We start from the raw sequence: 24054 nt of genomic DNA, 5'->3' as shown, positions 1-24054 counted from the left end.
CCATGAGCCTCAGAGGTTCGCGTTACGGGTCATGATCCGGATCTGCAGCCATGCAATGCCGCCCATCAGCGCAAATAGCACGACGGAGATCGACGCCGCATACGATGGGCGATTCATCTTGCCCTGCTCGATCCAGATCAGGAACTCCGGCAAGGTCGTCGATGTGCCGGGACCCCCATCGGTCAGCACGTAGATGAGTCCGAACATCGACGTCAGCACGCCGACCGTCGTGACGACGGCCACGAATTCGATGATCGGCCGCAGCGTCGGGATGATGATGTAGATCCACGTCTGCCAGAAATTGGCGCCGTCAAGCCGCGCGGCTTCGATCATCTCATCGGGCACCGTCGACAGGCCCGCCATGAAGATCAGCACGCCCATGCCGAAGGTCGACCACATCTGCACGCCGATCAGGCTCATGAGCGCAGTCGAACCGTTGCCAAGCCAGTCGACCGCATCGATGCCGAACGTACCGAGCATCGCATTGAGGTTGCCGTCGTATCGCAGGACCACATTGAAGATCGAGCCGATGATCACGCTCGACAACACGGCCGGGAAGAAATAGACCGCACGAAACACCTTGCCGCCCGGCACCCCCTGATGAATCAGGATCGCCAGCACCATCGGCAGCATGACCCAGATTGGCAGAGTGGCCAGCAGGATCAGTGTGTTCACCATCGAATCGCGGAATGACGGATCGTGCGCGAGCGCAACGTAGTTCGACGCACCGACAAAGCCGACCGCACCCGACGGCGTCACGCCGAGGAACGACAGCACTGCGCCCCATCCGAGCGGAAAGATGCGGAAGACGATGACGAGCAGCAAAGCGGGAAGCAACAGCACGAACGCCATGCGCTGCTCCGAACGGTCACCGCCCGGCCTGGCCACGGCAGGCGACGCCCTGGATGCGGGTGCCGCGCCGCTCGTCACAGATGCAGAAGATTTCGACATGTCTGGGTCGTATTTCAACGTGCTTTCGAGTGCCACCAGTCCCCACGGGCTTGCCTGGTTCGCCTCGCTATACACATCACCGCTTTGCCGACGCCTGGACTTCATCCATACGCGCAGCGGCCTTGTCGACCGTCGTATCGCCATTAAGCAGCAGCTGGCTCTGACGGTGCCACTCTTCCATCTCGACCGCCGATGCGCCGAGCAGCGTCGTCGTCACGGCGGAGTCCTTGAGCCATCCGAGAACGATCTTGACGGTCGGGCCCTTGAACGCAGCGAGGTCGACACTGCTGTTCGCCGGCAGCGCGCCCGCATCGTTGGCGAAGACCTGGAGGGCCGCCGGGCTCGCCAGCTCTTGCACGAGTTGCTTGGCCAGCGCGACATTCTTCGACGCCTTGTTCACGCCGTAGCCGATACCGCCGGACACGGGCATACGGGGATTGTCGGGCGGATTGCCGGCTGCAACGGTTGGCGACGGCATCTTGTAGACACCGAGCTTTTCGGGCGTGAGGAAACTCTCGAACTGCTTCCAGTGCGCGACATCGGAAATGAGGCCGATCGTGTTGCCCGCATCGCCGCGCATGAATTGCTCGTATTCATCCATGAACTTCGTCGTGGAGTTCGCGCCCTTCGGATACCAGCCATCCCTTTGCGTATCGACCCACGCCCGGAGAATCCCCTTGACCTGCGGGCTCGACCACTTGAGCTTGCCCGCCGCGAATTGCGCCTGTTCGTCGGGTGTCATCGACGTCGCGGCCAGCGAGGAGAAGAAGAATTCGGCACCGTAGCCTTCCTTGTTGCCGAGCGCAAGGCACGGGATCTTGCCGCCCTTGGCCTTGAAGGCCGCGCAAACGCGCTTGAGATCGTCCCAGTTCTTCGGCGGCTTGTTCGGATCGAGTCCGACCTGCGTGTAGAGGGCCTTGTTGTAATACACGACAAACCCCTGAAGCGTCAGCGGCAATGCATAGGTCTTGCCGCTTGCGTCCTGAAACTCCTTCACCCCGAGCATGCCTTTGTCGAGCCCGTTGAGATCGACGAGGTCCGACATCCGTGCACGAGCCTGCGCGCCGCCGTTCATCAGGAACACGTCGGGCCCGGCGTTAGCCGACAGCGAGGTGCCCAGGATCGTGTAGTACTGCTCGATCGGCTGGCCGACGAACTTCACCGTGACGCCCGGATGCGTGGCTTCAAAGTCTTTCCTGACCTTCTGGAAATACGTCGACGTAACGGGATCGCTCGACTTCCAGTCCCAGACCGTCAGGGTCTGTGCCGTGGCGGCGGCGAAAAATGCGAGTCCGGCAAGACACACCGCGATGCGTGAGATGAATGGGCTTCGCACAGCTATCTCCAATGGTTTTTATGTGAGATCCATGCCTAGCCGGCCGTCTGTACGACCGCCGGTTTCGAGACCGGCGGCGCGCCAAGCTCGCTGCGGTCAAGCACATCGGGCCGCCGTAGTTCGCGGCGCGCGTATTCGCTGAGTTCGAGCCCGTGTCCGGGACGATCGGGTGCCATCGCAATGCCGTCGACAATGGCGATCGGCTCTTCGACCAGCGCGTCGAAGTTCTGGAATGAGTATTCAAGCCACTCGACGTCGGGCAGCGCGCATGCGCAGTGCACGCCCACTTCGAGGAAGGTATTGCCCATGCTGACCGGCACACCGAGGTCGGCCGCGAGCCAGCCCACACGCATGACATCCGTCACCTGCCCGTGCACGTTGAGGATATCGACCGCGCCGGCCTCCATCAATGCACGCTTGCCACTCGCATCGAGATACTCACCCGTATTCAGCGCGGTCCACGTGGCGTTGTGCCGGATGTGCCGCAGGCCTTGGAAATCGTTGCGCAACGTCGGATCCTCGACCCACAGCAAGGCGTGACCGGCGTCGCGGATGCGTTCGAGTTTCACAACGGCTTCCTTGGGCGACCACGCTTCGTTTGCATCGACCATGAACTGCGCGTCGGCCCGCACGAGCTTCTTAAGCAAGTCGAGGCGATGAAGGTCGCGCTCGAAGTCCGGGTGCCCGACCTTGATCTTGAACGCGGTATAGCCGAGTGCGTCGGCACGTCCAAAAAGTTCGGCGAAGTCGGTGTCGCTCAGATGAAAGTCGAGCCCGCTTGCGTACGCCTTGATCCGGTCGCGCTGTGCACCGAGCATCTGCCAAAGCGGCATGCCCACCTGCTTCGCGGCCAGGTCCCATAGCGCGACCTGGATTGCTTCATGGAAAGGCAACGTCCACGCGCGGTGGTTTCCGCCGCGCGGACGCGCTATACGGTGCACCAGTGCGAGCGGCCGCTCTCCTTCCAGCGTGGACCAGACTTCAGAGCGGAAAATGCGCTCGATTTCCACTTCGGGCGGCAACGGCACGAACAATGACTGCGCAAAGCCCAGGCCGGTGAGCCCGTTCTCACCGATCAGCTCGAGCGCCACGACGTGAGCATCGTCGGCCCGGACCTGGCTATCGCCGATCACCCGATCTCGGGCAAACTGGAAACGCGTAATACGGAAGTCAACGATACGCATGATGGAGTGCGCTGATAGATCAGATGCCGTCGGTGATATATCATGCTAGTCGTTACGATCGGAGATCTCAAGTGGGTAGAACGAGAAAAGATGCCCCCGCCGAGACGGCATCCGGTGAAACAGCCGTGGAAAGTTCGCCGGCCACCGAGACTGCAAGCGGCGGCGCGCGGCTCAGCGACATTGCGTACGAGCGGATTCTCGAGGGGTTGTTCGAGCGCAAACTGCCTGCCGGTGCATTCGTTTCGCAGAAGGAACTCGTCCAGCTTCTGGGTATACCCGTAGCGCCGCTGCGTGACGCATTGCGTGTGCTCGAAGCGGAAGGGGTACTGACAATTCACCCGCGCTCGGGCATTCAGTTCATCAAGCCGGGGCTCGAACTGACTCGGGCGACGTATCAGTTCCGCAGCATCATCGAGCGCGCGGCGATCCGCGTGTTCGCCGAGACCGCGGATGAAGAGTCGATTCGTTCACTCGAAAAGCGACATCTCGCGCTGGTGACCGCGATCGAGAAGCAAGGTCTCAATGCGCAGCACCTCACCGAAGTCGAAGCGCTCGAAACCTCGCTGCATCATGCGGTCATCACGTCGCTCGGCAATCCGCTCGTCGAGAACAGTTACCGGCGCATGCACAATTACCTGAAACTGTTGCGCCTCGAACGCAAGCTCACTGCGCCGCTCGTACTGCGCACGCTCAGGGAACACCTCGCGATTCTCGAGGCTTGCAGGGTGCGTGATCCGGATGCCGCCGAAGCCGCCGTCACGGCGCACTTTGCGGCGGCGTTGCAGCGCAATCTCGGGATGTATTGAGCGAGAAGCGCACGCGCTCGACAACGACTCGCATCTGAGACGCATCCCAGGGCTACACGCAAATACGCGTGTGCCGATGAGCCGCCGCGATCCGGTATTTGCCATTGCGCAGGCGCTCTGGCTGGTCGCGAATACCGGGTCGCGCCAGTTTTGCAACCAAAGATCGGTCGCTCATCAATGAAGGCTGACAACATCTGCAATTTCAGGCAAATGCCGGCTGGCTCCCGACGCTCGGGCGTTCGCGCATTCTCGCGTATCAGGCGAGAAGGGCTTCGCACTCTGCGGGCACCGGCAGCTTCACGATCGACGCAAAGACCAGGCCGCCAATGACGGTGATGTCGGCCATCGAGAACGCATCCCCGGCGACAAACGGCTGCCTTCTCAGGACGTCATTGAAGTAGTGCATGCCTCTGAGTGCTTTGTCGCGCTGACGAAACCCCCATTCGGGGTTCTGATATAGCTCGACTTCGGGCCCGAGACCAGGCGTGGCGTGGTGGAAATAGACACTGATGGCGTCGAGCAATTCGAGCTCGGCGCGCTTGCTCATCATGTGGATCACGCCCTTGTCGAGCGGTGTTTTGCCGGTCAGCGTGGGTGCGCCATCGAGCGTATCGAGGTATTCGGTAATGGCGGTGCATTCGGCGATGCAGGTCCCGTCATTGAGTTCGAGGACCGGTAGCGTACCCGAGTAGTTTTTCCCTGAGATGAACTCGGGCCTTTTATGCTCTCCCTTGTAAAGATCGACCGTCACGAACTCGACGCGCGATTTCAGATTCTTTTCGGCCAAGGCGATACGCACGCGTGTCGGGTAAGGTCCCTTGGGAAAATCGTAAATCGTCATGACGGGGAGTTCGGTTACATCGCGATGAATGATGCTTGATGTCATGCTTACCTCTCCAGGTGGTGGCTGATGCTCGGGATCGGAGGATATGGCGAAGTATCCCCATTAACCTACCTAACGCTTGTTAGGTTTAACATAGAAGGTATAATTCGCTGTGTCAACAGTCATCCCAGCTTGCGGAGGCGGTCGTAGTGAAGAACGATTCGGGCTTGAGTTCCAGGGAGCGAATCCTGGTGGCTGCTACAAAGATTGCGCAGGCGCACGGCTACAGCGGCCTGAATTTTCGTGATCTTGCTGAGGCTGTCGGCATCAAGGCCGCGAGCATCTACCATCACTTCGCGAGCAAGTCCGATCTCGGAGCAGCGGTGGCAAGGCGTTATTGGGAGGACTCGGCAGCCACGCTGGACGCACTTTGGGCCGAATCCGCGAATCCGATCGACTGCCTGCGCCGCTATCCGGATACATTTCGTGAGGCACTGGAGCGTGGTAATCGCATATGCCTCTGCAGCTTCATGGCTGCCGAATCCGATGACTTGCCGGAGGCGGTGACGAAAGAGGTCCAAACCTTTGCTGACGTGAATGTTGCATGGCTGAGCAAGGTGCTATCCGCCACGGCCATGACCAGCGCCAAGGAGTGCGAGGGGCGTGCTCGCGCGATTTTCGCAGCCGTCGCTGGCGCTCAACTCATCGCCAGAAGTCGCGCGGATATCGCTGTCTATGACGGGTTAATTGAAAGCTATCGTATTGCTGGTCTTTTGCCGGCATAGCAGCAGAAAAAAGTCAGCATGACGCCTCCGGACCTTCGAGGTGCCCGGATGGGCGAAGCGAGCGATATCGCCACAGCGGCGGCTATTTCTGGCGACTGACGTTTCGCGTATGTGCTGGGCGCGGAGTCGGTGGTCGACGGCGGCATCTCGCTGCTCTAATGTTTCGGCCTAGCCGCCTCGCACTGGAGTCGCACATGTACTGCTATCCGAAGATCGAACAGTCCGATTTACCGCCGGCCTCGCAGCTGAGATCGTCGTACCGCCTCGCTGATTTCGGGGACGCGTTCTCGGTGGACCTGCCAGAAAGTGCCTGCCACGACCCGGAGACTCTCGCACGACACGTCTTTGCGAGGCAGCCCGCATGGATTGGGATGCTGCTGAGACTCCGGGACATTCTCGTGCGGCCGTTCGGCTTGAAGACAGCCGTTGACCTCAAGCAGAAAGGAGGCGACAGGATCAGCCTGTTTCACGTATTCGAACGATATGACGACGAGATCGTCATCGGCGAGGATGACACGCATCTGGATTTCCGCGTGTCGGTCCTCGTGCAGCCGGCATCTCACGGTCGACACCGCCTCGTACTGACGACGCTCGTCTTCTACAATCGTCCGCTAGGGCGAGCCTATATTGCGCTCATCGCACCTTTTCATCGGGTTGTCGTACGAGCCTCGCTTGATCGGGCGCAGCGGCTAGGATGGCCCAATGCATAACGCCGTTTCAATGAGCCGCCTGCGCGGCTCAGCCAGAGACTTCAACCCGCTCGCGATCCGGCCGCATTTCGTTGCCCGTTTGTCATCAAACGGCTGACGTTCGATTTTTCGCACAGGATAAACTCAAGACTGCGAACGATAGCGGAGCCTATGAAGCCTGTGGCGCCCGCGATGAAAACCCGCATTCCGGGCTCCTTCGATGTAAATTCAGTGAGAGGACGCGGCCGGTCCGATGCTGAAATAACCGGATTGCGCAAGGTCGGCGAGGAGGCCAGCTTGCTCAGGCGTCCAGCCCAACAGCACACGCGTGCGATCACTATTAGCAGGGGCATCAATTGCCACAAATGGTGCAAACCATCCGAAATGCTCAGCGGCCTCGTCCGCAGAGAGTGAAGCTACCGGTAAGCGCAGGCTACGGCCTATAGCCCCGGCGATGTCCTTGAGCGCAACGCCCGTTTCGCCGATTGCATGAAAAGGTCCCGCCGTAACTTTCTCCAGGGCAAGCCGGTAGACACGGGCGGCATCCAGCCGATGCACGGCAGGCCAGCGGTTGAGCCCTTCGCCCACGTACGCTGAGACACCTTTTTCGCGAGCGATGGCGGCCAGACGCGGCACGAAACCATGGTCGCCCATACCGTGAACCGACGGTGCCAGGCGTATCGTGGTCGCCCGAACACCGCGCGCAATCAGTTCTGAAACGGCCGCCTCCGAAGCACGCGGGAACGATTCGGAGACGGGAGGTGCAAGGTCCCTCTCCGTCGCGATTCGACCGGGAGCCAGTAACGCGACCCCGGATGTGACAAGAAACGGACGGCTGGAACCTTCCAGCGTCGCGCCGATCGCCTCAATGGCACGCCGTTCCACCAGACTGTTCTCGGCAAATCGCGACCAGTCATGATCAAAGGCTGTATGGATCACCGCATCCGCTTCGGAAGCCCCCTCGCGCAAGCGCTCGACATCTTCGAGTGAGCCGACGTACGATCGCGCACCGGCTGCGACAAGTTTCTCTACGCCCTGTGCGGAGCGGACCAGACCGATGACCTGATGCCCAGCTTGAACCAGTTCTCGAACGACGGCGGAGCCAACCCAGCCGGTCGCCCCAGTGACAAATACGCGCATAACCAACCTCCTGATCGTTTCAGCAAGAGATTAAGGATTTGTCGCTGGACGATCTATGTCGTAAAGTTCGCATTTGGTTTTAGATCGTTCGGAATTGTTGCGTGGATCCGCTATCAGAAGTGTTGTCGTTAGTGAAGCTGCGCAGCTATCTGTCCGGCGGCTTCGATGCGAATGGAGACTGGGCCGTGCAATTCGGCGCGCACGACGGCATCAAATTTCACTCCGTGCTTCGCGGCCAGTGCTGGGTTTTGGTCGAGGGGGTGCCCGACCCCGTGAAGGTGAGTGAAGGTGAATGCTTCCTGCTGGCGAGAGGAAAGCCTTTTCGTCTCGCCAGCGATCTGGCCGTCGAACCAGTCGACGTCCGTACGCTCTTGCCACAGGTCCATGACGGGCGGGTCGTGACGTACAACGGAGGGGGCGAGTTTCTGAGCATCGGCGGCTATTTCACGCTCGCCGATGGCCCAGCCGATCTGTTGTTGAGCATGCTGCCGCCGCTTGTCCATGTCCGCGAGGAGCCGAATCGGGCAACAGTGCGATGGTACGTCGAGCGCATGAGGCATGAATTGAGCGATGCGCAGCCGGGCGATTTCATCGTCGCACAGCAGTTGGCTACCCTGGTCCTTATCGAGGCGTTACGACTGCATTTGTCGAACGAGCGCCGTGAAAGCGTCGGTTGGCTTTTCGCATTGTCCGACAAGCGCATGCGGGCTGCGATCGATGCAATGCACGCCTCACCGGGCCGCAGATGGACCTTGCAGAGCATGGCCGAGCAGGCGGCAATGTCGCGCACGACGTTCGCCCTGCGATTCAAGGAGACGGTTGGGCTCTCGCCCATGGAGTATTTGACGCGCTGGCGCATGATGCTGGCCGCAGACCGATTGACTCATTCCCGCGATTCCGTTTCCGAAATCGGTCTCGCCCTTGGCTACGAATCCGAGAAGTCCTTTAGCACGGCGTTCAAACGAGTAATGAACTGTTCTCCACGCCGATATGCTCGACAGCGAAAAGCGGGGACGACTGATGCTGATGTTGGCGGTGCGCCCGTCTGGCAGATCGGCAATCCGTAACCAGTGGTGCGGCAAAGCGAAGGGCGTTCATCAGGTAAGCTCCGGAAAGTAATCAGGATTCGATTGGCACCGGGCGGTCATTGACTTTTGCCATCACGGGGGGGCACCCCCTAGCTGACGAAGGGGAGCTTCTCGTCGCGCGCAGTTGCGAGCATCGACAGCGTGATCTTCCGCACCTCAAGCTTGCTTTGCGTGATGTGAGCGCGCAGCAGGATGGCAGCCTCGCCAAACTTGCCGCGATCGATGAGATGGAGCATCGCCGAATGCTCGTCATACGTCGCGCTCGTGCGATGCGCCTTGAGAAAGTCGAGCCGCCGCACGATGCGGATGCGCTCGGTCACCTCGTTGTGCACGCGCAGCATCTCATTGTTGCCGGCAGCGCTCACGAGGCCGCGGTGAAAGCCCTCGTCGAGCACGAACATCGTGGCCGGGCAGCTTTCGCGTTCTCCTTCGTCAACGCACCATATGGCTCGCAACGCATCCATCGCAACGTGTGGGGCACCCGAGAGCCGCTCGAGCGCCGCCAGTTCGAGAACGATGCGCAGGTCATACAGCTGGTCCAGTTGATTGAAGTCGATATTGCATACTTTCCAGCCGCGCCGGAACCCCACCTCGAGATAGCCTTCGCGCGCGAGTCGGAACAGCGCATCGCGCATAGGCGTGCGCGACACGCCGTAGTGCTGGGCAATGTCGTTTTCGGAAAAGCGGTCGCCGGGAAACAGCCGAAAGCTGAAGATGTCCTGCTTGATCAGCTGATACACCTGCTCGGCAAGGGGGTTCGCGCTATAGGCCGCCTTCGTGCCAGAGGCTGCGGCGGCTTCGGCGGCGGCTTCGGTCAAGTCGTGCATGAGTCAGGTATCGCTAACGTCGAGAGTGGTGCGGCGCGTCGGTGCAATGGCGGGTGACGGGGCCAGCTCCCTATTATCCGCCCTTAAACGGGCTCGATGAGGCTTACGTGCGCCGCCACGATCATCCAGCCGCCGAACCTATCGTTCACCTCATGCAGCCGCGCCCAGGTCTGCATCTGGCGGCCCGTCAAAGGCGTCGTGTCGCTCGTAAACTCGGTGCTCACCGTCGCGTAGTCGCCGCCAAACGTCGTCACCACGGTGCGGTGCAACCGCCGCGAGCGAGGCACCGGCACGCAGGTTTCCCGCCAGCGGCGGATCGCGTCGCCACCATGCTGGATTTCGGCGATGCCATAGCGCACCGTCGCGGGTGCGTCCCAGAACAGGGCGTTCATCGTCTCGACGTCGTTGTCGACGAGCGCGCGCTCGTAAGCCTCGAAAGCTGCCGCCACCTGTGCGACGATCTCGGGCCGGTTCACTTCCATGATCATCAGTCTGCCCCCAGCAGTGCGTCGAGCGGAGCCGTCCAGCCGACGATGCCGCCCTGCGAATGAATCATCGCAATCGTCGCTTCGCGAAACGCCGGTAGGTAGCTCGCCGTCGCGTCCTCGACCAGCAGACATTCGTAGCCCCGATCGTTGGCCTCGCGCATCGAAGTCTGCACGCAGACCTCGGTCGTCACGCCCGCGAACACGAGATGCGTGATGCCCCGTATCGACAGTTCCTCGCCGAGCTGCGTGGCGTAGAAAGCGCCTTTGCCGGGCTTGTCGATGACGAGTTCGCCATCGATCGGCGCGAGCGGGTCGATGATCGCGTTACCGGGCTCGCCGCGCACGAGGATGCGGCCCATCGGTCCTGCGTCGCCAATGCGCGCATTTGGCATACCGCGCATGCGTTTGGCCGGCGGGCAGTCGGAGAGGTCGGGTGCGTGCGACTCGCGAGTGTGCACGACCTGCCATCCCGCCGAGCGTGCATGCGCGAGCAGCCGCGCGACGGTCGGCACGATGCCTGAAAGCAGCGATACGTCGTTGCCGAGCGCCTCGCCAAAGCCACCCGGCTCGATGAAGTCGCGCTGCATGTCGATCACGATGAGCGCCGTATGACGCGCGTCGAACGTGAACGGCGCGGGTCTTGCGCTGGCGATGGTTGTCATCGCGACATTGCTCCGTTTGTGTTGTGCTTCGTTCGCGCGCCGCTCAGGCGCTTGCGTGCAGCTCGGCCGGCTCAGCCGTCTGCGGCCTGCCTTCGTCGCCATGGCCTGCCATGTGACGCCCAAGCACCACGCGATCCGCCTCACTCGCTGCGGTCTCGTAGACGAGGCGTCCCTCGGCCATCACCACGATCCGGTCGGCAAGCTCCAGCAACTCGTCGAGATCTTCGCTGACGAGCAGCACTGCCGCACCGGCATCGCGCGCCGCGAGAATGCGGGCGTGGATGTCCGCGACGGAGGCAAAGTCGAGTCCGAACACAGGATTCGCGACGATCAGCACGTTCACTGCGTGCCCAAGCTCACGCGCCAGCACGGCGCGCTGTACGTTGCCGCCCGACAGCGCGCCGATGGCGCGCTCGGGCAGCGCAGGCCGCACGTCGAATTCGGCGATCAGCCGCTCGGCGCGCGAGCGCATCGCGCGACGATCGAGCCACCATCCGCCGCGTCGCAGCGGCGCGCGGTCGAAATCCCGCAGCGCCATGTTCTCGGCCACGCTCATGCCTGCCACGCAAGCATTGCGCAGCGGCTCCTCGGGAAGGGCGAACACGCTCATGTGGGTCATCTCTGCGCGCGTCGCGGCATAGGGCGAACCTTCCACGGCCATCGCGCCCGACTGGACCTTGCGCTGCCCAACGAGCGCTTCGATCAGTTCCTTCTGACCGTTGCCGGAGACGCCCGCAAGCCCGAGGATCTCGCCCGCGCGCACGCTCAACGACGCCTCGCGCACGGCAGCGTGCCCGCGCTCGTCGACGACCGAAAGGCTCGATAGCGAGAGCCGCACCGGAGCTTCGGGTGAGTGCGGCTGGCGCGCAAGCCTGATCTCGCCGGTGTTTTCCGCGGCGCCTTCACGCGTTTGCGAGCTTGCGTCGCTGCCCATCATCCAGGCGGCCAGCCGGTCTCGGTCGGTGTCGGCCACCGCGCAGGTGCCGACGAAGCGGCCTTTGCGCAATACCGTGACGTTGTCCGAATAGGCCATGACCTCGCGGAACTTGTGGGTGATCATCAGCACCGTGAGGTCGCCACGCGAGGCAAGCGTGCGCATGAGGCCTAGCACTTCGTCGGCTTCCTGCGGGGTGAGCACGGAGGTCGGTTCGTCGAGAATCAGGAAGCGCTGATCCAGATACAGCTGCTTGAGAATTTCCAGCTTCTGCTTTTCTCCCGCCGCGAGCGACGAAACCGGCGCATCGAGTTCGAGGTGAAACGGCATTCGGTGCATGAAGGCGTCGAGCGCTTTGCGCTCTGCCGCCCAGTCGATCTTCCATGACAGGTTGCCGCGCGCGAGGAGCAAATTCTCCTCGACACTGAGCCCCGCCGCGAGTGTGAAATGCTGATAGACCATGCCGATGCCGAGCGCTTGCGCATCGCGCGGGGAGGCGATGCGCACCTCGCTTCCATCGGCCAAAATCGTGCCGTGATCGAGCAGGCCGTAGCCCACCAGTCCCTTCACGAGCGTGCTCTTGCCTGCTCCATTTTCGCCGAGCAGCGCGTGAACCGTCCCGGGCGCGACCCTGATCGAAACGTCATCGAGTGCGCGGAACGTCCCGAACGACTTGCTCGCACCGATCACCTCGACGCCGAGCGCGCGTGTCGTGGCGCTCATGGTCACTGCTCCATGGCAGCGACGAGCGCCGCCGAACTGGACACCGTACCGAACACGCCGCCCTGCATCAGGACCATGTTCAGCGCAGCGTCGTGGTTGCCCTTGTCGGTCGCGCCGCAGCAGTCCGCGAGCAACGTGCATTCGAAGCCGCGGTCGTTTGCTTCGCGCATCGTCGTGTGGACGCACACGTCCGTCGTGATGCCCGTGAGCACGAGATTCGCAATGCCGTGCGTGCGCAGGATCAGTTCGAGGTCCGTCGCGCAGAATGAGCCTTTGCCAGGCTTGTCGATGATGATTTCGCCCGGCAGTGGCGCGAGTTCGTCGATGATTTCCCAGCCCGGCTCGCCGCGCACGAGTATGCGGCCGCACGGTCCCATGTCACCGATGCCGAGACCGTTCGTGCCCGCCTGGCGGCTGCGCCAGCGCTTGTTCGCGGGCAGATCGGACAGATCCGGCCGATGCCCTTCACGGGTGTGGATGATCGTGAAGCCGAGTTTGCGCATCAGCCCCAAAACGCGCTTGATGGGCTCGATCGGCGCTCGCGTGAGCGAGAGGTCGTAGCCCATCTTGTCGACGTAGCCGCCGTAGCCGCAGAAGTCGGTCTGCATGTCGATGATGACGAGCGCCGTGTTGTCGGGGCGCAGGTTCCCGTCGTAGGGCCAGGAATAGGGACGGGCTTCGATGGTTCGGGTCATGTCGATTCTCCGGGCGCGCGCTTTCGCGATCACACGATTCTGGATTCGGTCGGTCGGAAGCCGTCCGCGCTCAGCGCGTCAGGCTCAGCTCGCCGGGTGCGCCCGCGAGCGTGCGGTCCGGTCTGCAGTTGATGATCATGAGCGCGAGCGTCAGCACGTAAGGGGCGGCGTTGAACAGGTAATAGCCGCTGGTCACACCGATTGCCTGCAGGGCGGGGCCGAGCGCTCCGGCAGCACCAAACAGCAGCGCAGCCCAAAGACAGCGCAACGGCTGCCAACGGGCGAAGATCACGAGCGCGACGGCCATCAGGCCTTGGCCGCTCGAAAGCCCCTCGTTCCAGCTGCCGGGATAGACGAGCGAGAGATAGGCGCCGCCCACGCCCGCGAAGAGCCCGCCCACCGCCGTCGCGATGACACGCACCCGCGTGACGGGATAGCCCATTGCACGCGCGCTCTCGGCGTTCTCGCCGACGAGCCGCAGCGTCATGCCCCAGCGCATCGAGCGCAGTCCCCACTGCAAGGCGACGGCAAGCACGACCCCAATCACGAAGAGCAGATTGATATGCAGCGCGTTGTGCACTTGCTGCGAGGCGGCCCACGCGCCGAGATCGATCGACGGGAGCATCGCTGCCTGCGGCTCGATGAACGGCTTGCCGAGATAGAACGCCAAGCCGGTGCCGAACAGCATGAGCGCGATACCGAACGCGATATCGGAAACACGCGGCAGCGAGCAGACCAACCCATGCAGGCAGCCGAGCATCAGACCGGCTGTAGCCGCCGCGACCACGCCGATCCACGGCGAGCCCGAGAGATACGAGCCCGCATAGCCGCACATGGCGCCGGAGACGAGAATGCCTTCGAGACCGAGATTCACGCGGCCTCCTTTCTCGGTCAGGCACTCGCCGAGGCTCACGAACAGATACGGCGTACTCACGCGAATAGCTCCCGCGAAGAGCGAAATCAGCAGCACCGCAGCGGGCGAATGAAGGTCAGACATGGCGGGTACGCTCCAGTGAAGCAGACGAGGCGTCGAGCGCGGCGGCCTGAAGTTTCATGCGCAAGCCGGCAAGACGGGGAGCCAGTGCCTCCCAGGCCAGCAGGTTTGCGAAAAGCAGGCCTTGCAGCACGAGCGTGGCGGCGTCGGGCAGGCCGAGGCGGCGTTGCAGCAGACTGCCGCTGGCCTCGATGCCGCCGACCATCAGTGCGCACACGATCACGGCGAACGGATTCTGGCGTGCCGCGAACGCGACAAGGATGCCCGCATAGCCGTAGCCCGAGAGCAGCGATGCGTTCGCGCTGCCTTGAACGGCCGCGACTTCGAACATTCCGGCAAGGCCCGCTGATGCCCCGCCTATCGCGCAGGCGGTGAGCGCGAGCCCACCCACAGGCAAACCGACGAGGCGCGCCGTGCGTACGTTGCCACCCGTTACGCGCATGGCGAAGCCGAGCGTGCTGTGGCGCACGAGCACCCAGGCAGCGAGGCAGGCGAGCACGCCCCAGAAGAGACCCCAGTGCACGTCCAGTCCCGGCAGCGAGCCGATGGTCATGGCGTCGGGGAGGGGCAGCGTCGACGGCTTGTTGAGACTGGCGGGATCGCGCAGCGGTCCTTCGACGAGAAACTTGAAAACGGCGATGGCGATATACGACATCAGCAGGCTGCTGATGGTCTCGTTGACGCCACGCCATTGACGCATCGCGCCCACTGCGCTGATCCACAGGCCGCCCGCGAGCATGCCTGCAATCGCCATCAGCGGCGTCGCGACGATCCACGGCGTAGCATGCGGCAGGCACTGCGGCACGACGGCGGCCGCGAGCCCGCCCAGCGCGAGCGCGCCTTCGCCGCCAATCACGATCAGGCCGACCTGGGCAGGCAGCGCGACGCACAGAGCCGTGAGCATGAGCGGTGCGGCGCGCAGCAAGGTGTTCTGCCATGCGAACGACGAGCCGAACGCACCTTTGCCAATGAGACCAAGCGCCTCGATGGCCGGCTGCCCCTGCACGAGCAGGAAGATGCCGAAGATCGCCAGAGTTGCCACGATTGCACATACCGTCGGCAACGCGGGCAACAGGGCAAGCAGCAGGCGCGCGAGACTTGCAGACAGTCTTCGCGACGGCCCGTGAGCGGGAGAAAGGGAAGCGGACATCACGACTCCTGGCGAAGGCGCTTGCGGTCCTCAGATCTGGCCAACCACACCGGCAACCAGATAATTCATGCTTTCAAGCGCAATATCGGTCTGTGCGTAGCTCGTGCCGGCCGCAATGGCGCTGCCGCCCTTGTTGTCCTTCATCGGCCCCTTGAAGATGACGTAGTCGCCCGCGACCATCTTCGCCTTCGCGGCGTCGGCTTGCGTGCGCGCGTCGGGCGTCACCTTCGCGCCGTACGGCGACATCTTCACGAAGCCTTCGCGCAGGCCGCCGCGAAGAATGTTCGGCTGCGGCTTGCCCGTCTGCGCGTTTGTGACGAGCAGTTTGTAGGGCGTCGCCCAGTCCCATTCGGCGCCAGTCAGATAGCCCTTTGGCGCCAGCGCCGCCTGGCTTGCGTGGTATCCGCAGCTCATCGCGCCGCGTTTCTCGGCTGTCTCGATCACGACCTTGGGTCCGTCCACGTGACACGTGAGCACGTCGCAGCCCTTATCGACGAGGCTGTTCGCGGCCTCCGCCTCCTTCACCGGCATCGACCAGTCGCCCGTGAAGATCACGTGCGTGGTGATCGACGGATCCACCGACTGCGCGCCCAGCGTGAACGAGTTGATGTTGCGCAGCACCTGCGGAATAGGCTTGGCCGCGACGAAGCCCAGCTTCTTCGTCTTGCTCGCATGGCCTGCCACGACGCCGTTCAGATACTGGCATTCGTCGATATAGCCGAAGTAGCTCGAAATGTTGGCCGGATTGCCGCTCTTCCAGAGACCGCCGCAGTGGGCGAGGCGAACCTTCGGATATTTGGCTGCCATCTTCAGCACATGGGGATCGAAGTAGCCGAACGAGGTCGCGAAAATGAGCGTCGCACCGTCCTGCTCGATCATCGCCTCCATGGTCTTTTGGGCTGCGACGGTCTCCGGCACGTTTTCTTCCTCGACGACCTTCACGTTCGGCAGCTTCTTGATGACAGCCGCAGCCTGCGCCTGTGCCTGGTTGTAGCCGTAGTCGCCGCGCGAACCGACGTAGATGACGCCGACCGTAAGCGGCTCGGCACCGAACGCGAGGTCGAATGGGAGCGTGCTGCCTAGGGCGAGGGCGCCAGCGCCCTTGAGAAAATCGCGACGGTTTTTCATGGTTGGACTCCTCGTGAGTTCAATGCATAAAGTCAGGATGGCAGATCGGATTGGGCTTGCGTTCCAGCCGCCGTTGCAAGCCATGCACGCCAGCCGCCGAATGCGGTGATGTCGTGTGCGCCGCTGCCTGGTGCAACCGCCGCGGGCTCGCTGATAAAACCCTTGACGATGAGTCCATCGGCTGTCCGCACGCTGCCGATGCCGAGCGGCGCCGGCACGTGGGCAACGAATGCGCCGAAGCTGCGCAGCGGCACTTCCCAGAGCTCGATTTCGATGGGCCGGCCCGCCTCGTGTGGCGTACGCACCAGAGCGGGCTTGGCCGGTGTCGTGCCGGCGAGCGCGTAAAGTCGGTAGTCCGACGACGTGGTGGTGGTCTCGACGAAACGCGCGCCAGCCTCGAGCAGTTGCCAGCAGAGGGGCTGCCCGCGCAGATGAGCGCCGGCCACGGCGAGCGTCACCGTCGGCTCTTCGAAGGGCAGCGGTCGCGCGGCAATGCCGGCAGCGTCGTCCGGTGTAGCGTTCGCCATGAAAAGCGCCTGGATGCGTGCGCCGAGCACTGCGAGGCGCTGGTCTGCGCCCGCTGGGGCGATCAGCGTCACGCCCGCCGGCAGGCCGTCCGCACGGCGAATGCCCGGCACCGCCAGAGCGCACAGATCAAGCAGATTCACGAAGTTGGTATAGACGCCGAGCTGGCTGTTCGCCCCGATCGGGTCCGCACGCACTTCGTCGAAGGTTGGATGCGTGGGCGCGGTCGGCACGATGAGGACGTCGATCGCCTCGAACAGCGTTTCCACTTCGCGCCGCAGGGCGGCGAGTGCGTACTGCCCGTTGAACGCGTCGACGGCGCTGTAGCCGTCCGCTTTCGCAATCACCTCGGCGACAACCGGATCGATGTCGGTGCGATTCGTCTCGAAGAAGGAACCCAGCGCGGCACGGCGCTCCGCTACCCACGGGCCGTCGTAAAGCAGCGCCGCAGTTCGCTGCAGGGGGCCGAACGGCACGCTTACTGGCAAAAGCGCAAGGCGCGAAGCGATCGTGTCGAGCGTGGCGGCAAAGGCCTGATGTGCCTGCGCGTCATCATGGAAGGTCAACGGCTCCGGCACAGCGAGGCGCAGTGGTGCATGGGGCAGTCCGAGTGCCGGCACTCGGCGCGCATAGCTGTCGTCTCCATCGTACTTCGCCATCCGCAGCAGGACCTCCCAGGCGTCGCCCACGTCATGCGCGAAGATCGACACGCAGTCCAGGCTTCGGCACGCCGGTACCACGCCGCGTTTGCTCACGAGGCCTGGCGTTGGCTTGAGGCCCACGAGCTCGTTGAAGCCCGCGGGAACACGCCCCGAGCCAGCAGTATCGGTGCCGAGTGAGAACGCAACGAGCCCAGCCGCAACAACGACCGCCGAGCCAGAGCTCGATCCCCCGGAGATGTGCGCGTCGGATTTGAACTGTCGCACACCCCCATAGGGCGAGCGTGTGCCGACCAGGCCTGTGGCGAACTGGTCGAGATTCGTCTTACCGATGAGGATGGCGCCGGCGTCGAGCAGACGATCGACGGCGAATGCCGAGGCTGCGGGCGTGTAAGCAAAGGCGTCGCAGGCCGCGGTGGTTGGCATGCCGGCGACGTCGATGTTGTCCTTCACCGCGAACGGTACGCCGAACAGCGGCATCCGCTCAAAGATCGCCGCTCCCAGGCGCGCGCGCGCTTCTTCGAGCGCGTCAGCCCGGCTGGCGAGATCGGCGGCACTCACGCGCGATATCCAGACTTCGGGGCGACAGGAGGCTTCGATCCGGGCGATCAGCGTGTCGACGATGTCGCGAGGCGTCGTGCTTGTGGTGGCATAGGATTCAAGCAGCGCTCGAACCTTGAAGAAGGCGTCCGGAAGCATGAGTTCAATCTTGAATACAAGTTGAGCTCGTGCGTGCAGCAAGTGTGCCAGGCAGTGGAAGTTGACAGGAGGTCCTTGCCGGGCAACGATTTTCACATTGGAGTGGGTGCCGGTAGTGGTCCACCTGTGATCCAGCGTGGGTCGTGAATAGTTCGGGTTGGTGCAGGTGTCCCGCTCATCGTGCACCAGACCAGGGGAAGGGCGCGAGCGGTGGTTCCCTCGGCTATCGCCGCTTGGTGGGCACCCACCGGATCCTGACGCTTACGGGAGCGAGCCTTTGGCGCTGGACCGGAGGACGGTTACCGCGTCCACTGGTTCGTGCTCTGTTTGCGCTTGTATCGACAACTGCGCCGCTTCGGGTGGGCCCGTACTGCGCCGCATCAATAGCGCTGTGCAATGTTGCCGCATCGTTCCGTCACACGAGAGAAATTCCTGTGTGCGATTCGAGGCTAGAAAAGCCAGTCTTCATTCCTGTCATTTGACTTAATGTAATAAGCAGTAGCCGTGAGTTCGGGAAATAAAGGGCTGGAACAACGGTTTTTTAAGCGGTCACGTATCAAAGCGACAGGAATTGCTTGTCCTTATTGCCATTACGCGCTGTGGGCCTCGGATTTCGCGCCTCAAGACGGCAAGAATCGCGGCAGCGGAGGCCGCCGGGCGGAGTGCATCTTCAGCGGAGAAAGCTAGTCGCCCTGGACAGCAGTTGCTCGAATCGCCGAAACCACGGCATGTGTTTATCGCCGTCCGCCGTACTCATAGTGACCGATAAACGCCCACCCACCGTTGCGATCCCCACAACAGGTATCGGTTCCGCGTTCAGCAACAGGTAGGCTGCTCTGACACGGACACCCGACTTCGAATTGCTGAAGGGGAGCATTCCGAGGTTCGAAAGTACGGTCTGGTACCCGAGCTCGCAACGTATCGCCCCCCACAATGCCTGCATGTCCTCCTCGCTTCGGATGTTCGCTAGCATCGACCGCATTGCCTTGATGCTGTCGAGTAAGGGCGGCAATGTGCGCGCCTGATCCAGCTGACTCCGCACGGTTCGCGCCGCCTCCCAGAAACAGTCGGTCTTACCTTCGGTGATCGAGGTGATACCAGATGTAATATACAACCCGACATCGTCTTCGATGGAAGGCAAATGGTGACGTGCATTGATGGGTGACAGACTGCGCCGCGATGGCCCTTCACTGGCAAGGAGCGCGGCGGCCGTCAGGGCGCTGTGAAGCGTCGTACGTTCGTAACGGCAGCGCAAACCCAGTTCGTCGACGACATCGGGCGAGAGTGAAAACGTCGCGATGACAGGCTGTCGCGAGGGTATGTGACCAACTGTTGTCGAGACAGCGTCATACCGTGAAGCGGTCGAGCCGGGGGTGACCTGTTGTTCGCGGCTCATGCGCGCTGGCAGTGGGGCGCGAAGTTCACCCTGCACCGCTTCCAGAATATCCCTTGTGAGATAAACGGCGGAGATACCGTCGCCAATGGCGTGATGAACGGCCAGTATCAAATGCGAAGTCGATTCGCCCTGAACAAGGCGTACGCGTATCAAGGGGCCTTTCTCCGCGTCAAAACGCGTATGGAGTTCGCGGGTCGCGGCACCCATCCATGCAGCCTCGCCTGTTCCATGATCCAGTCGAAACGGGATGGGCTCGCCAGTCGCGACGAATCTCGGCCGTGCCCCAGGGTCGCAGACAATGCGGACGCGCAATGGAGGATGTCTTTGCTGAACCGCGGCCAACGCGGTCGGCCAAAAATCTCGGCCTGACGGAAGATTGTCGATCTCTGTCACCAGAAGAAAATGACGCGGCTCGATTCGATCGGTCGCCCAAAGGATCTGTTCGAAGGCGTCCAGTTCACGCGTCAGGACATGAGTCGACCCGTCCTGCATCGTGGTTTTTTGCTCGGTGTTTGACATATCGATTGAATGACACTGGTGAATTCTTCAATTACTTCGACCTCGGCTGCTGAGGCAGTTGTGCTGGAAAAAGGGCACAGCTATCCCACGATGCCAAGAACGAACGCATTCACGGCCAAAAGCAATAGAAACAGGATCGCAGGCAGATAGCGTATGGCGACTGATCCGGCATCGCGCTTGTGCGAACCGGGCGTCGCATTGAACGTTGCTCGTTTTCTCATTTCGAAGGATTCTCGAAGCGGCGCGCGCAACGATGATGCACACCCCGCAGCGAGGCGCGCGTGGTCTCACGGCACGGCGTTGAAGGTTCCCGGCAACGAACAGCGTTGCCGTGTTCAGTAGGCAGCAGCCATCGACAGCAGCAGATAGCGCATGAGTTCGATTTCTTCATCGAGCGGCGCGTTCGGCGCGGCGTTGTCGTCCGTCGACGGCGGCGGCGTATCTCCGTCGGGACATGCAGCAGTCGGCGCTTCCGGGTGGCGCAAGACGCATTGCCACCGCCCGGACCGCCGCGCCGAAGCAATCGGCTCAGCGCGTCGATCACGAGGGATCCTCGACGAGATGCGTTTCGTCGATCGGTATCCGCATATAGCGGCGGCCATTGTGGTCGGAAGCGGGCAGACGTCCGCCGCGCAGATTCACCTGCATCGCGGGGAACAGCAGTGCGGGCACCTTCAGCGTGAGATCGCGCGCAGTTCGCAGCGCAACGAATTCGCTCTCGCTGATGCCGTCGCGCACATGAATATTGTGTTGCCGCTGCTCGCGGATCGTCGTCGAGAAGCGTACGTTACGCCCCGCCGGCGGGTAGTCGTGACAGACGAATACGCGAGTCGATTCGGGTAGTACCAAAAGCCGCCGGATCGACGCGTAGAGCGTTTGCGCATCGCCACCCGGGAAATCGCAGCGTGCCGTGCCGAGGTCGGGCATGAACAGCGTATCGCCGACGAACAGCGCATCGCCAACCAGATAGGCCGTGTCGGCGGGCGTGTGTCCAGGAGTTGGAATCGCACGCGCCGTCATTGTGCCGATCGTGAATGCTTCCTCGGGGCCGAATAGATGATCAAAGCCGTGCTCATCGGCGAGATCGAATGTCATCGAGAACAGCGAGCGCACGTTGACGATGCGCTCGCTCGTTGCGATGGTGCCGCCCATGCGGCGCTTCAGTTCGACTGCACCCGACAGATGATCCGCATGCGCATGCGTTTCGAGAATCCATCCGACGACGAGTTGCTGCTCGCCGATAAACGCGAGGATGCGATCGAGCGACGCAGTCGATGCGCGCCCCGACGCCGCGTCATAGTCCAGTACGGGGTCGATCACCGCGCAAGTCGAACCGGCGCCTGCATGAACGATGTGACTGACGGTGCCCGTTGCTGCATCATGAAAAGATTGAACGTGAGGGAACATAGCACTCCTGAAACGTGATTCACTGCATGCACGAAGCGCGCACGAGAAAGAACGTGCGTAGCGCGGCGGGCGCGGGCGCCGCTGGCGCGTGATCGACATAGCGTTCGATCTGCACGTGATCGAAACCCGCTTCGAAGCAGGCTTCGCGAAAAGTAGTCGGTCCGTAGACGCGAAAACCGTGGCGGCCGAACGGCATCGACAGCGCCGCTTCGGGTGTCATCGCCGCGATCACCAGTTGCCCTTCGTCGCGCAGCACCCGGCGGATTTCCCGTAGGGCTGCCAGCAGGTCCGGCCAGAAGTAGACGCTGTTGATCGCGATGGCCTTGTCGAATGAGGCGTTCTCGTAGGGAATGCTGGCGGCATCCGCCGTCGTCAGCGCGACGCGTCCGCGCGCGAGCAACATGGCGTTGCGTTCGCGAGCCGCGGTTGTCATCGTCGGCGATATGTCAAGGCCGACGAGTGTGAGCCGTGGCGCACGCGTCAGCACGGATTCGATATGGCCGCCGTTGCCCGGCCCGATCTCGACGATGCGTTCGTCCGCTTGCGGATCGAGTCTGGTGAAGGCCGCGTCGATCAACGCCGCGTTGACGCGCTCCATCATGTCGCCAACCGCGAGGCCGGTCTCGCCCGCAGGACACGCGAGGTGCGACATCAGGATATCGATGTCGATGCCCGCGAGCGCGTCGCTGCTGCTATCGGTTCTGGAGGTCACCTTCGACTCCTTCTTCGTGCGGCTTCACGAAAAGCAACGACGACGCGAGGACGACGACAAAGTTGACAAGCAACGCGATCACAGCGGCATAGACAGGCATCGCGAGCGCGCCGACGTGAATCGTGTAAGTAGCGGTCTTGAAGCCGTTCCCGGCAATCATCCACGTGCCGGTGCCCAGCCCGGCTATCCAGCCTGCCATCAGACTGCGTGCGCGCATGGCCGGCACGAATAGACCGAACACGACAGCAGGCAAAGTCTGCGTAATCCACACCCCCCCGAGTAACTGCAACTGAATCGCGAACTGCACGGGCACGAACAGGACGAAACCCAGCGCCCCGAATTTGACGAACAGCGAGACCCGCTTCGCCACCCGAGTCTCGCGCGCCGCGCTGCAATGCGGCGCGAAATACGGCCGCCACACGTTGCGCGTGAACAGGTTGGCCGCAGCAATCGACATGATCGCGGCGGGCACCAGCGCGCCGATGCCGATCGCCGCGAACGCGACGCCGACGAACCACGAAGGGAAGTAGTGCAGGAAAAGTGCGAACACCGCGAAGTTCGGACCGTACTGCCGGAACTGATCGGCGTACTCGGGCATTGCGCCGACACCCGCTGCGAGCGCCATCACACCAAGCAGTGCTACGAAGGCGAGCAGCAGCGAATACGCGGGAAGCAAGGCCATGTTGCGCCGGATCACGCGATCCGATGAGGCGGAGAGTGTTGCCGTCATCGAATGCGGATAAAGCAGCAACGCAAGCGCCGAGCCGAGCGCGAGTGTTGCATATGACGAGTAGCCGTTGAGGCTCGTGGCGTCCGGCGCTTTCAGCAGCAGCTTCGCTGCCGGCAACGCCGCGAACATGTGGCCGAAGCCGCCAAGCTGCGTCGGGATCACGATCAGTGCCCCGATGATCGTCGCGTAGATCAGCAAGTCCTTGACGACAGCGATCATTGCGGGCGCGCGCAATCCGCTCGACCACGTATAGACCGCGAGCACGCCGAACGCGACGAAAAGCGGCAGTTCGCCGAGCCACCCATGCGTCGGAAAACCGAGCGCGCCGAGCGTGACCTGAATGCCCACCAATTGCAGCGCGATGTACGGCATGGTCGCGAGCAAGCCCGTCAACGCAATCGCGAGCGCGAGGGGGCGACTGCCAAAGCGGTGTTCGATGTAGTCGGCGACGGTCACGTGGCCATGCTGGCGCGCAACGCGCCACAGGCGCGGCAAGACGAGAAAGCCGAGCGGAAACGTGATGATGGTGTAAGGCACCGCAAAGAAGCCCGTCGCTCCCGCCGCGAATACAAGCGCCGGCACGGCGACGAAGGTATAGGCGGTGTAAAGGTCGCCGCCGATCAGGAACCAGCTCATGACAGTGCCGAAGCGCCGACCGGCGAGTCCCCATTCGTGAATGGCGCTGAGATCGCCGCGCCGCCATCGCGATGCCACCATGCCGAGCGCGCTCACGAGCGCAAAGAGTGCGACGAAGATACCTATGGACATCACGTTCATGCGGCACCTTCTTGCGATCGCGCTGCGGCCTTGCGCACGGCGCGCGCATCGAGCAGGTAGGCAGCGCCCGTCAGCAGCGCGCCCGCGAGGACGCAGCCCGTTTGCCACCAGTAAAAGAATGGCCAGCCATCGAGCGTTGGTGTCACGCGGTTGTAGAAGGGCACGCAGAGCACGGCAACGATAGGTGTGGCAAGCAACAGTAGGGTCAGCCGGGTTGTCATCGGTCG

The 24054-nt window shown here is 62.6% G+C and carries 24 protein-coding genes; 4 read left to right on the top strand and 20 right to left on the bottom strand.

Translation table 11 applies throughout. From position 1 onward, the window contains the following. Window positions 1-9: 9 nt before the first annotated feature. The 3 genes from AB3X96_RS29940 to AB3X96_RS29930 form a co-directional block, all read right to left on the bottom strand. The gene (locus tag AB3X96_RS29940) at window positions 10-951 is read right to left on the bottom strand and encodes a carbohydrate ABC transporter permease (protein ID WP_368592540.1); all 942 of its coding nucleotides are present in this window, start codon (window positions 949-951) and stop codon (window positions 10-12) included. A 76-nt stretch (window positions 952-1027) separates the two neighbouring features. Next, entirely contained in the window at window positions 1028-2287 is a 1260-nt protein-coding gene (locus AB3X96_RS29935) for an ABC transporter substrate-binding protein (RefSeq protein WP_368592539.1), read from the bottom strand. Between the two features lie 35 nt (window positions 2288-2322). Next, entirely contained in the window at window positions 2323-3471 is a 1149-nt protein-coding gene (locus AB3X96_RS29930) for a mandelate racemase/muconate lactonizing enzyme family protein (protein ID WP_368592538.1), read from the bottom strand. A 125-nt stretch (window positions 3472-3596) separates the two neighbouring features. Between AB3X96_RS29930 and AB3X96_RS29925 the strand changes: the two genes are divergently transcribed. Beyond that, complete coding sequence (locus AB3X96_RS29925) at window positions 3597-4277, top strand: GntR family transcriptional regulator (protein ID WP_176110898.1); 681 nt, start codon at window positions 3597-3599, stop codon at window positions 4275-4277. Window positions 4278-4533: 256 nt separating this feature from the next. Here AB3X96_RS29925 and AB3X96_RS29920 read toward each other — a convergent pair whose 3' ends face one another. After that, window positions 4534-5163: a glutathione S-transferase gene (locus AB3X96_RS29920; protein WP_368592537.1), complete on the bottom strand. Its 630-nt coding sequence runs from the start codon at window positions 5161-5163 to the stop codon at window positions 4534-4536. Between the two features lie 146 nt (window positions 5164-5309). Here AB3X96_RS29920 and AB3X96_RS29915 point away from each other — a divergent pair, with 146 nt between their 5' ends. Both AB3X96_RS29915 and AB3X96_RS29910 read left to right on the top strand, forming a co-directional pair. Then, window positions 5310-5885 carry a TetR/AcrR family transcriptional regulator gene (locus tag AB3X96_RS29915; RefSeq protein WP_176110896.1) on the top strand — a complete coding sequence of 192 codons (576 nt, stop codon included), beginning with the start codon at window positions 5310-5312 and terminating at the stop codon, window positions 5883-5885. A 194-nt stretch (window positions 5886-6079) separates the two neighbouring features. After that, entirely contained in the window at window positions 6080-6595 is a 516-nt protein-coding gene (locus AB3X96_RS29910) for a DUF2867 domain-containing protein (RefSeq protein ID WP_368592536.1), read from the top strand. A gap of 207 nt (window positions 6596-6802) precedes the next feature. Here the strand turns inward: AB3X96_RS29910 and AB3X96_RS29905 are convergent, their stop codons facing one another. Then, a complete protein-coding gene (locus AB3X96_RS29905; RefSeq protein WP_368592535.1) occupies window positions 6803-7714 on the bottom strand; it encodes an SDR family oxidoreductase in 912 nt (303 codons plus the stop codon). A gap of 101 nt (window positions 7715-7815) precedes the next feature. Between AB3X96_RS29905 and AB3X96_RS29900 the strand changes: the two genes are divergently transcribed. Continuing rightward, window positions 7816-8781, top strand: a complete 966-nt coding sequence (locus tag AB3X96_RS29900) for an AraC family transcriptional regulator (protein WP_368592534.1) — start codon at window positions 7816-7818, stop codon at window positions 8779-8781. 110 nt (window positions 8782-8891) lie between these two features. On the opposite strand, the gene AB3X96_RS29895 is transcribed toward AB3X96_RS29900, so the two are convergent. The 15 genes from AB3X96_RS29895 to AB3X96_RS29825 form a co-directional block, all read right to left on the bottom strand. Continuing rightward, the gene (locus tag AB3X96_RS29895) at window positions 8892-9629 is read right to left on the bottom strand and encodes a GntR family transcriptional regulator (protein WP_246392232.1); all 738 of its coding nucleotides are present in this window, start codon (window positions 9627-9629) and stop codon (window positions 8892-8894) included. Window positions 9630-9712: 83 nt separating this feature from the next. Further along, entirely contained in the window at window positions 9713-10111 is a 399-nt protein-coding gene (gene hpxZ / locus AB3X96_RS29890) for an oxalurate catabolism protein HpxZ (RefSeq protein ID WP_176121665.1), read from the bottom strand. A gap of 5 nt (window positions 10112-10116) precedes the next feature. Next, on the bottom strand, window positions 10117-10779 hold the full coding sequence (locus tag AB3X96_RS29885) for a cysteine hydrolase family protein (RefSeq protein WP_184226948.1): 663 nt from the start codon (window positions 10777-10779) through the stop codon (window positions 10117-10119). A 43-nt stretch (window positions 10780-10822) separates the two neighbouring features. Then, window positions 10823-12436 carry an ABC transporter ATP-binding protein gene (locus AB3X96_RS29880; protein ID WP_368592533.1) on the bottom strand — a complete coding sequence of 538 codons (1614 nt, stop codon included), beginning with the start codon at window positions 12434-12436 and terminating at the stop codon, window positions 10823-10825. 2 nt (window positions 12437-12438) lie between these two features. Beyond that, a complete protein-coding gene (locus tag AB3X96_RS29875) occupies window positions 12439-13131 on the bottom strand; it encodes a cysteine hydrolase family protein (RefSeq protein WP_368592532.1) in 693 nt (230 codons plus the stop codon). A 70-nt stretch (window positions 13132-13201) separates the two neighbouring features. Beyond that, entirely contained in the window at window positions 13202-14128 is a 927-nt protein-coding gene (locus AB3X96_RS29870; protein WP_368592531.1) for an ABC transporter permease, read from the bottom strand. Beyond that, window positions 14121-15275, bottom strand: a complete 1155-nt coding sequence (locus tag AB3X96_RS29865; RefSeq protein ID WP_368592530.1) for an ABC transporter permease — start codon at window positions 15273-15275, stop codon at window positions 14121-14123. Before AB3X96_RS29865 ends, AB3X96_RS29870 begins: the two co-directional genes overlap by 8 nt. A 30-nt stretch (window positions 15276-15305) precedes the next feature. Continuing rightward, window positions 15306-16403, bottom strand: a complete 1098-nt coding sequence (locus AB3X96_RS29860) for a BMP family ABC transporter substrate-binding protein (protein ID WP_368592529.1) — start codon at window positions 16401-16403, stop codon at window positions 15306-15308. Between the two features lie 32 nt (window positions 16404-16435). Further along, entirely contained in the window at window positions 16436-18286 is a 1851-nt protein-coding gene (gene atzF / locus AB3X96_RS29855) for an allophanate hydrolase (RefSeq protein ID WP_368592617.1), read from the bottom strand. 670 nt (window positions 18287-18956) lie between these two features. Next, window positions 18957-20201 carry a condensation domain-containing protein gene (locus AB3X96_RS29850; RefSeq protein WP_368592528.1) on the bottom strand — a complete coding sequence of 415 codons (1245 nt, stop codon included), beginning with the start codon at window positions 20199-20201 and terminating at the stop codon, window positions 18957-18959. 335 nt (window positions 20202-20536) lie between these two features. Beyond that, the gene (locus AB3X96_RS29845; RefSeq protein WP_368592527.1) at window positions 20537-20686 is read right to left on the bottom strand and encodes a hypothetical protein; all 150 of its coding nucleotides are present in this window, start codon (window positions 20684-20686) and stop codon (window positions 20537-20539) included. 55 nt (window positions 20687-20741) lie between these two features. Beyond that, a complete protein-coding gene (locus tag AB3X96_RS29840) occupies window positions 20742-21608 on the bottom strand; it encodes an MBL fold metallo-hydrolase (RefSeq protein WP_368592526.1) in 867 nt (288 codons plus the stop codon). Between the two features lie 19 nt (window positions 21609-21627). Then, on the bottom strand, window positions 21628-22320 hold the full coding sequence (locus AB3X96_RS29835) for a class I SAM-dependent methyltransferase (RefSeq protein ID WP_368592525.1): 693 nt from the start codon (window positions 22318-22320) through the stop codon (window positions 21628-21630). Next, window positions 22301-23827 carry a monocarboxylate uptake permease MctP gene (gene mctP, locus AB3X96_RS29830; RefSeq protein WP_368592524.1) on the bottom strand — a complete coding sequence of 509 codons (1527 nt, stop codon included), beginning with the start codon at window positions 23825-23827 and terminating at the stop codon, window positions 22301-22303. The genes AB3X96_RS29835 and mctP overlap by 20 nt, the downstream gene beginning before the upstream one ends. Beyond that, the gene (locus AB3X96_RS29825; protein ID WP_368592523.1) at window positions 23824-24048 is read right to left on the bottom strand and encodes a DUF3311 domain-containing protein; all 225 of its coding nucleotides are present in this window, start codon (window positions 24046-24048) and stop codon (window positions 23824-23826) included. Before AB3X96_RS29825 ends, mctP begins: the two co-directional genes overlap by 4 nt. Window positions 24049-24054: the final 6 nt, after the last annotated feature.

Origin of the sequence: Paraburkholderia sp. BR13439 (assembly GCF_040948805.1) — a bacterium.
Classification (GTDB): domain Bacteria; phylum Pseudomonadota; class Gammaproteobacteria; order Burkholderiales; family Burkholderiaceae; genus Paraburkholderia; species Paraburkholderia youngii.
Note: the sequence above shows the minus strand (reverse complement) of the source record. Positions and strands in the feature narration are given on the sequence as shown.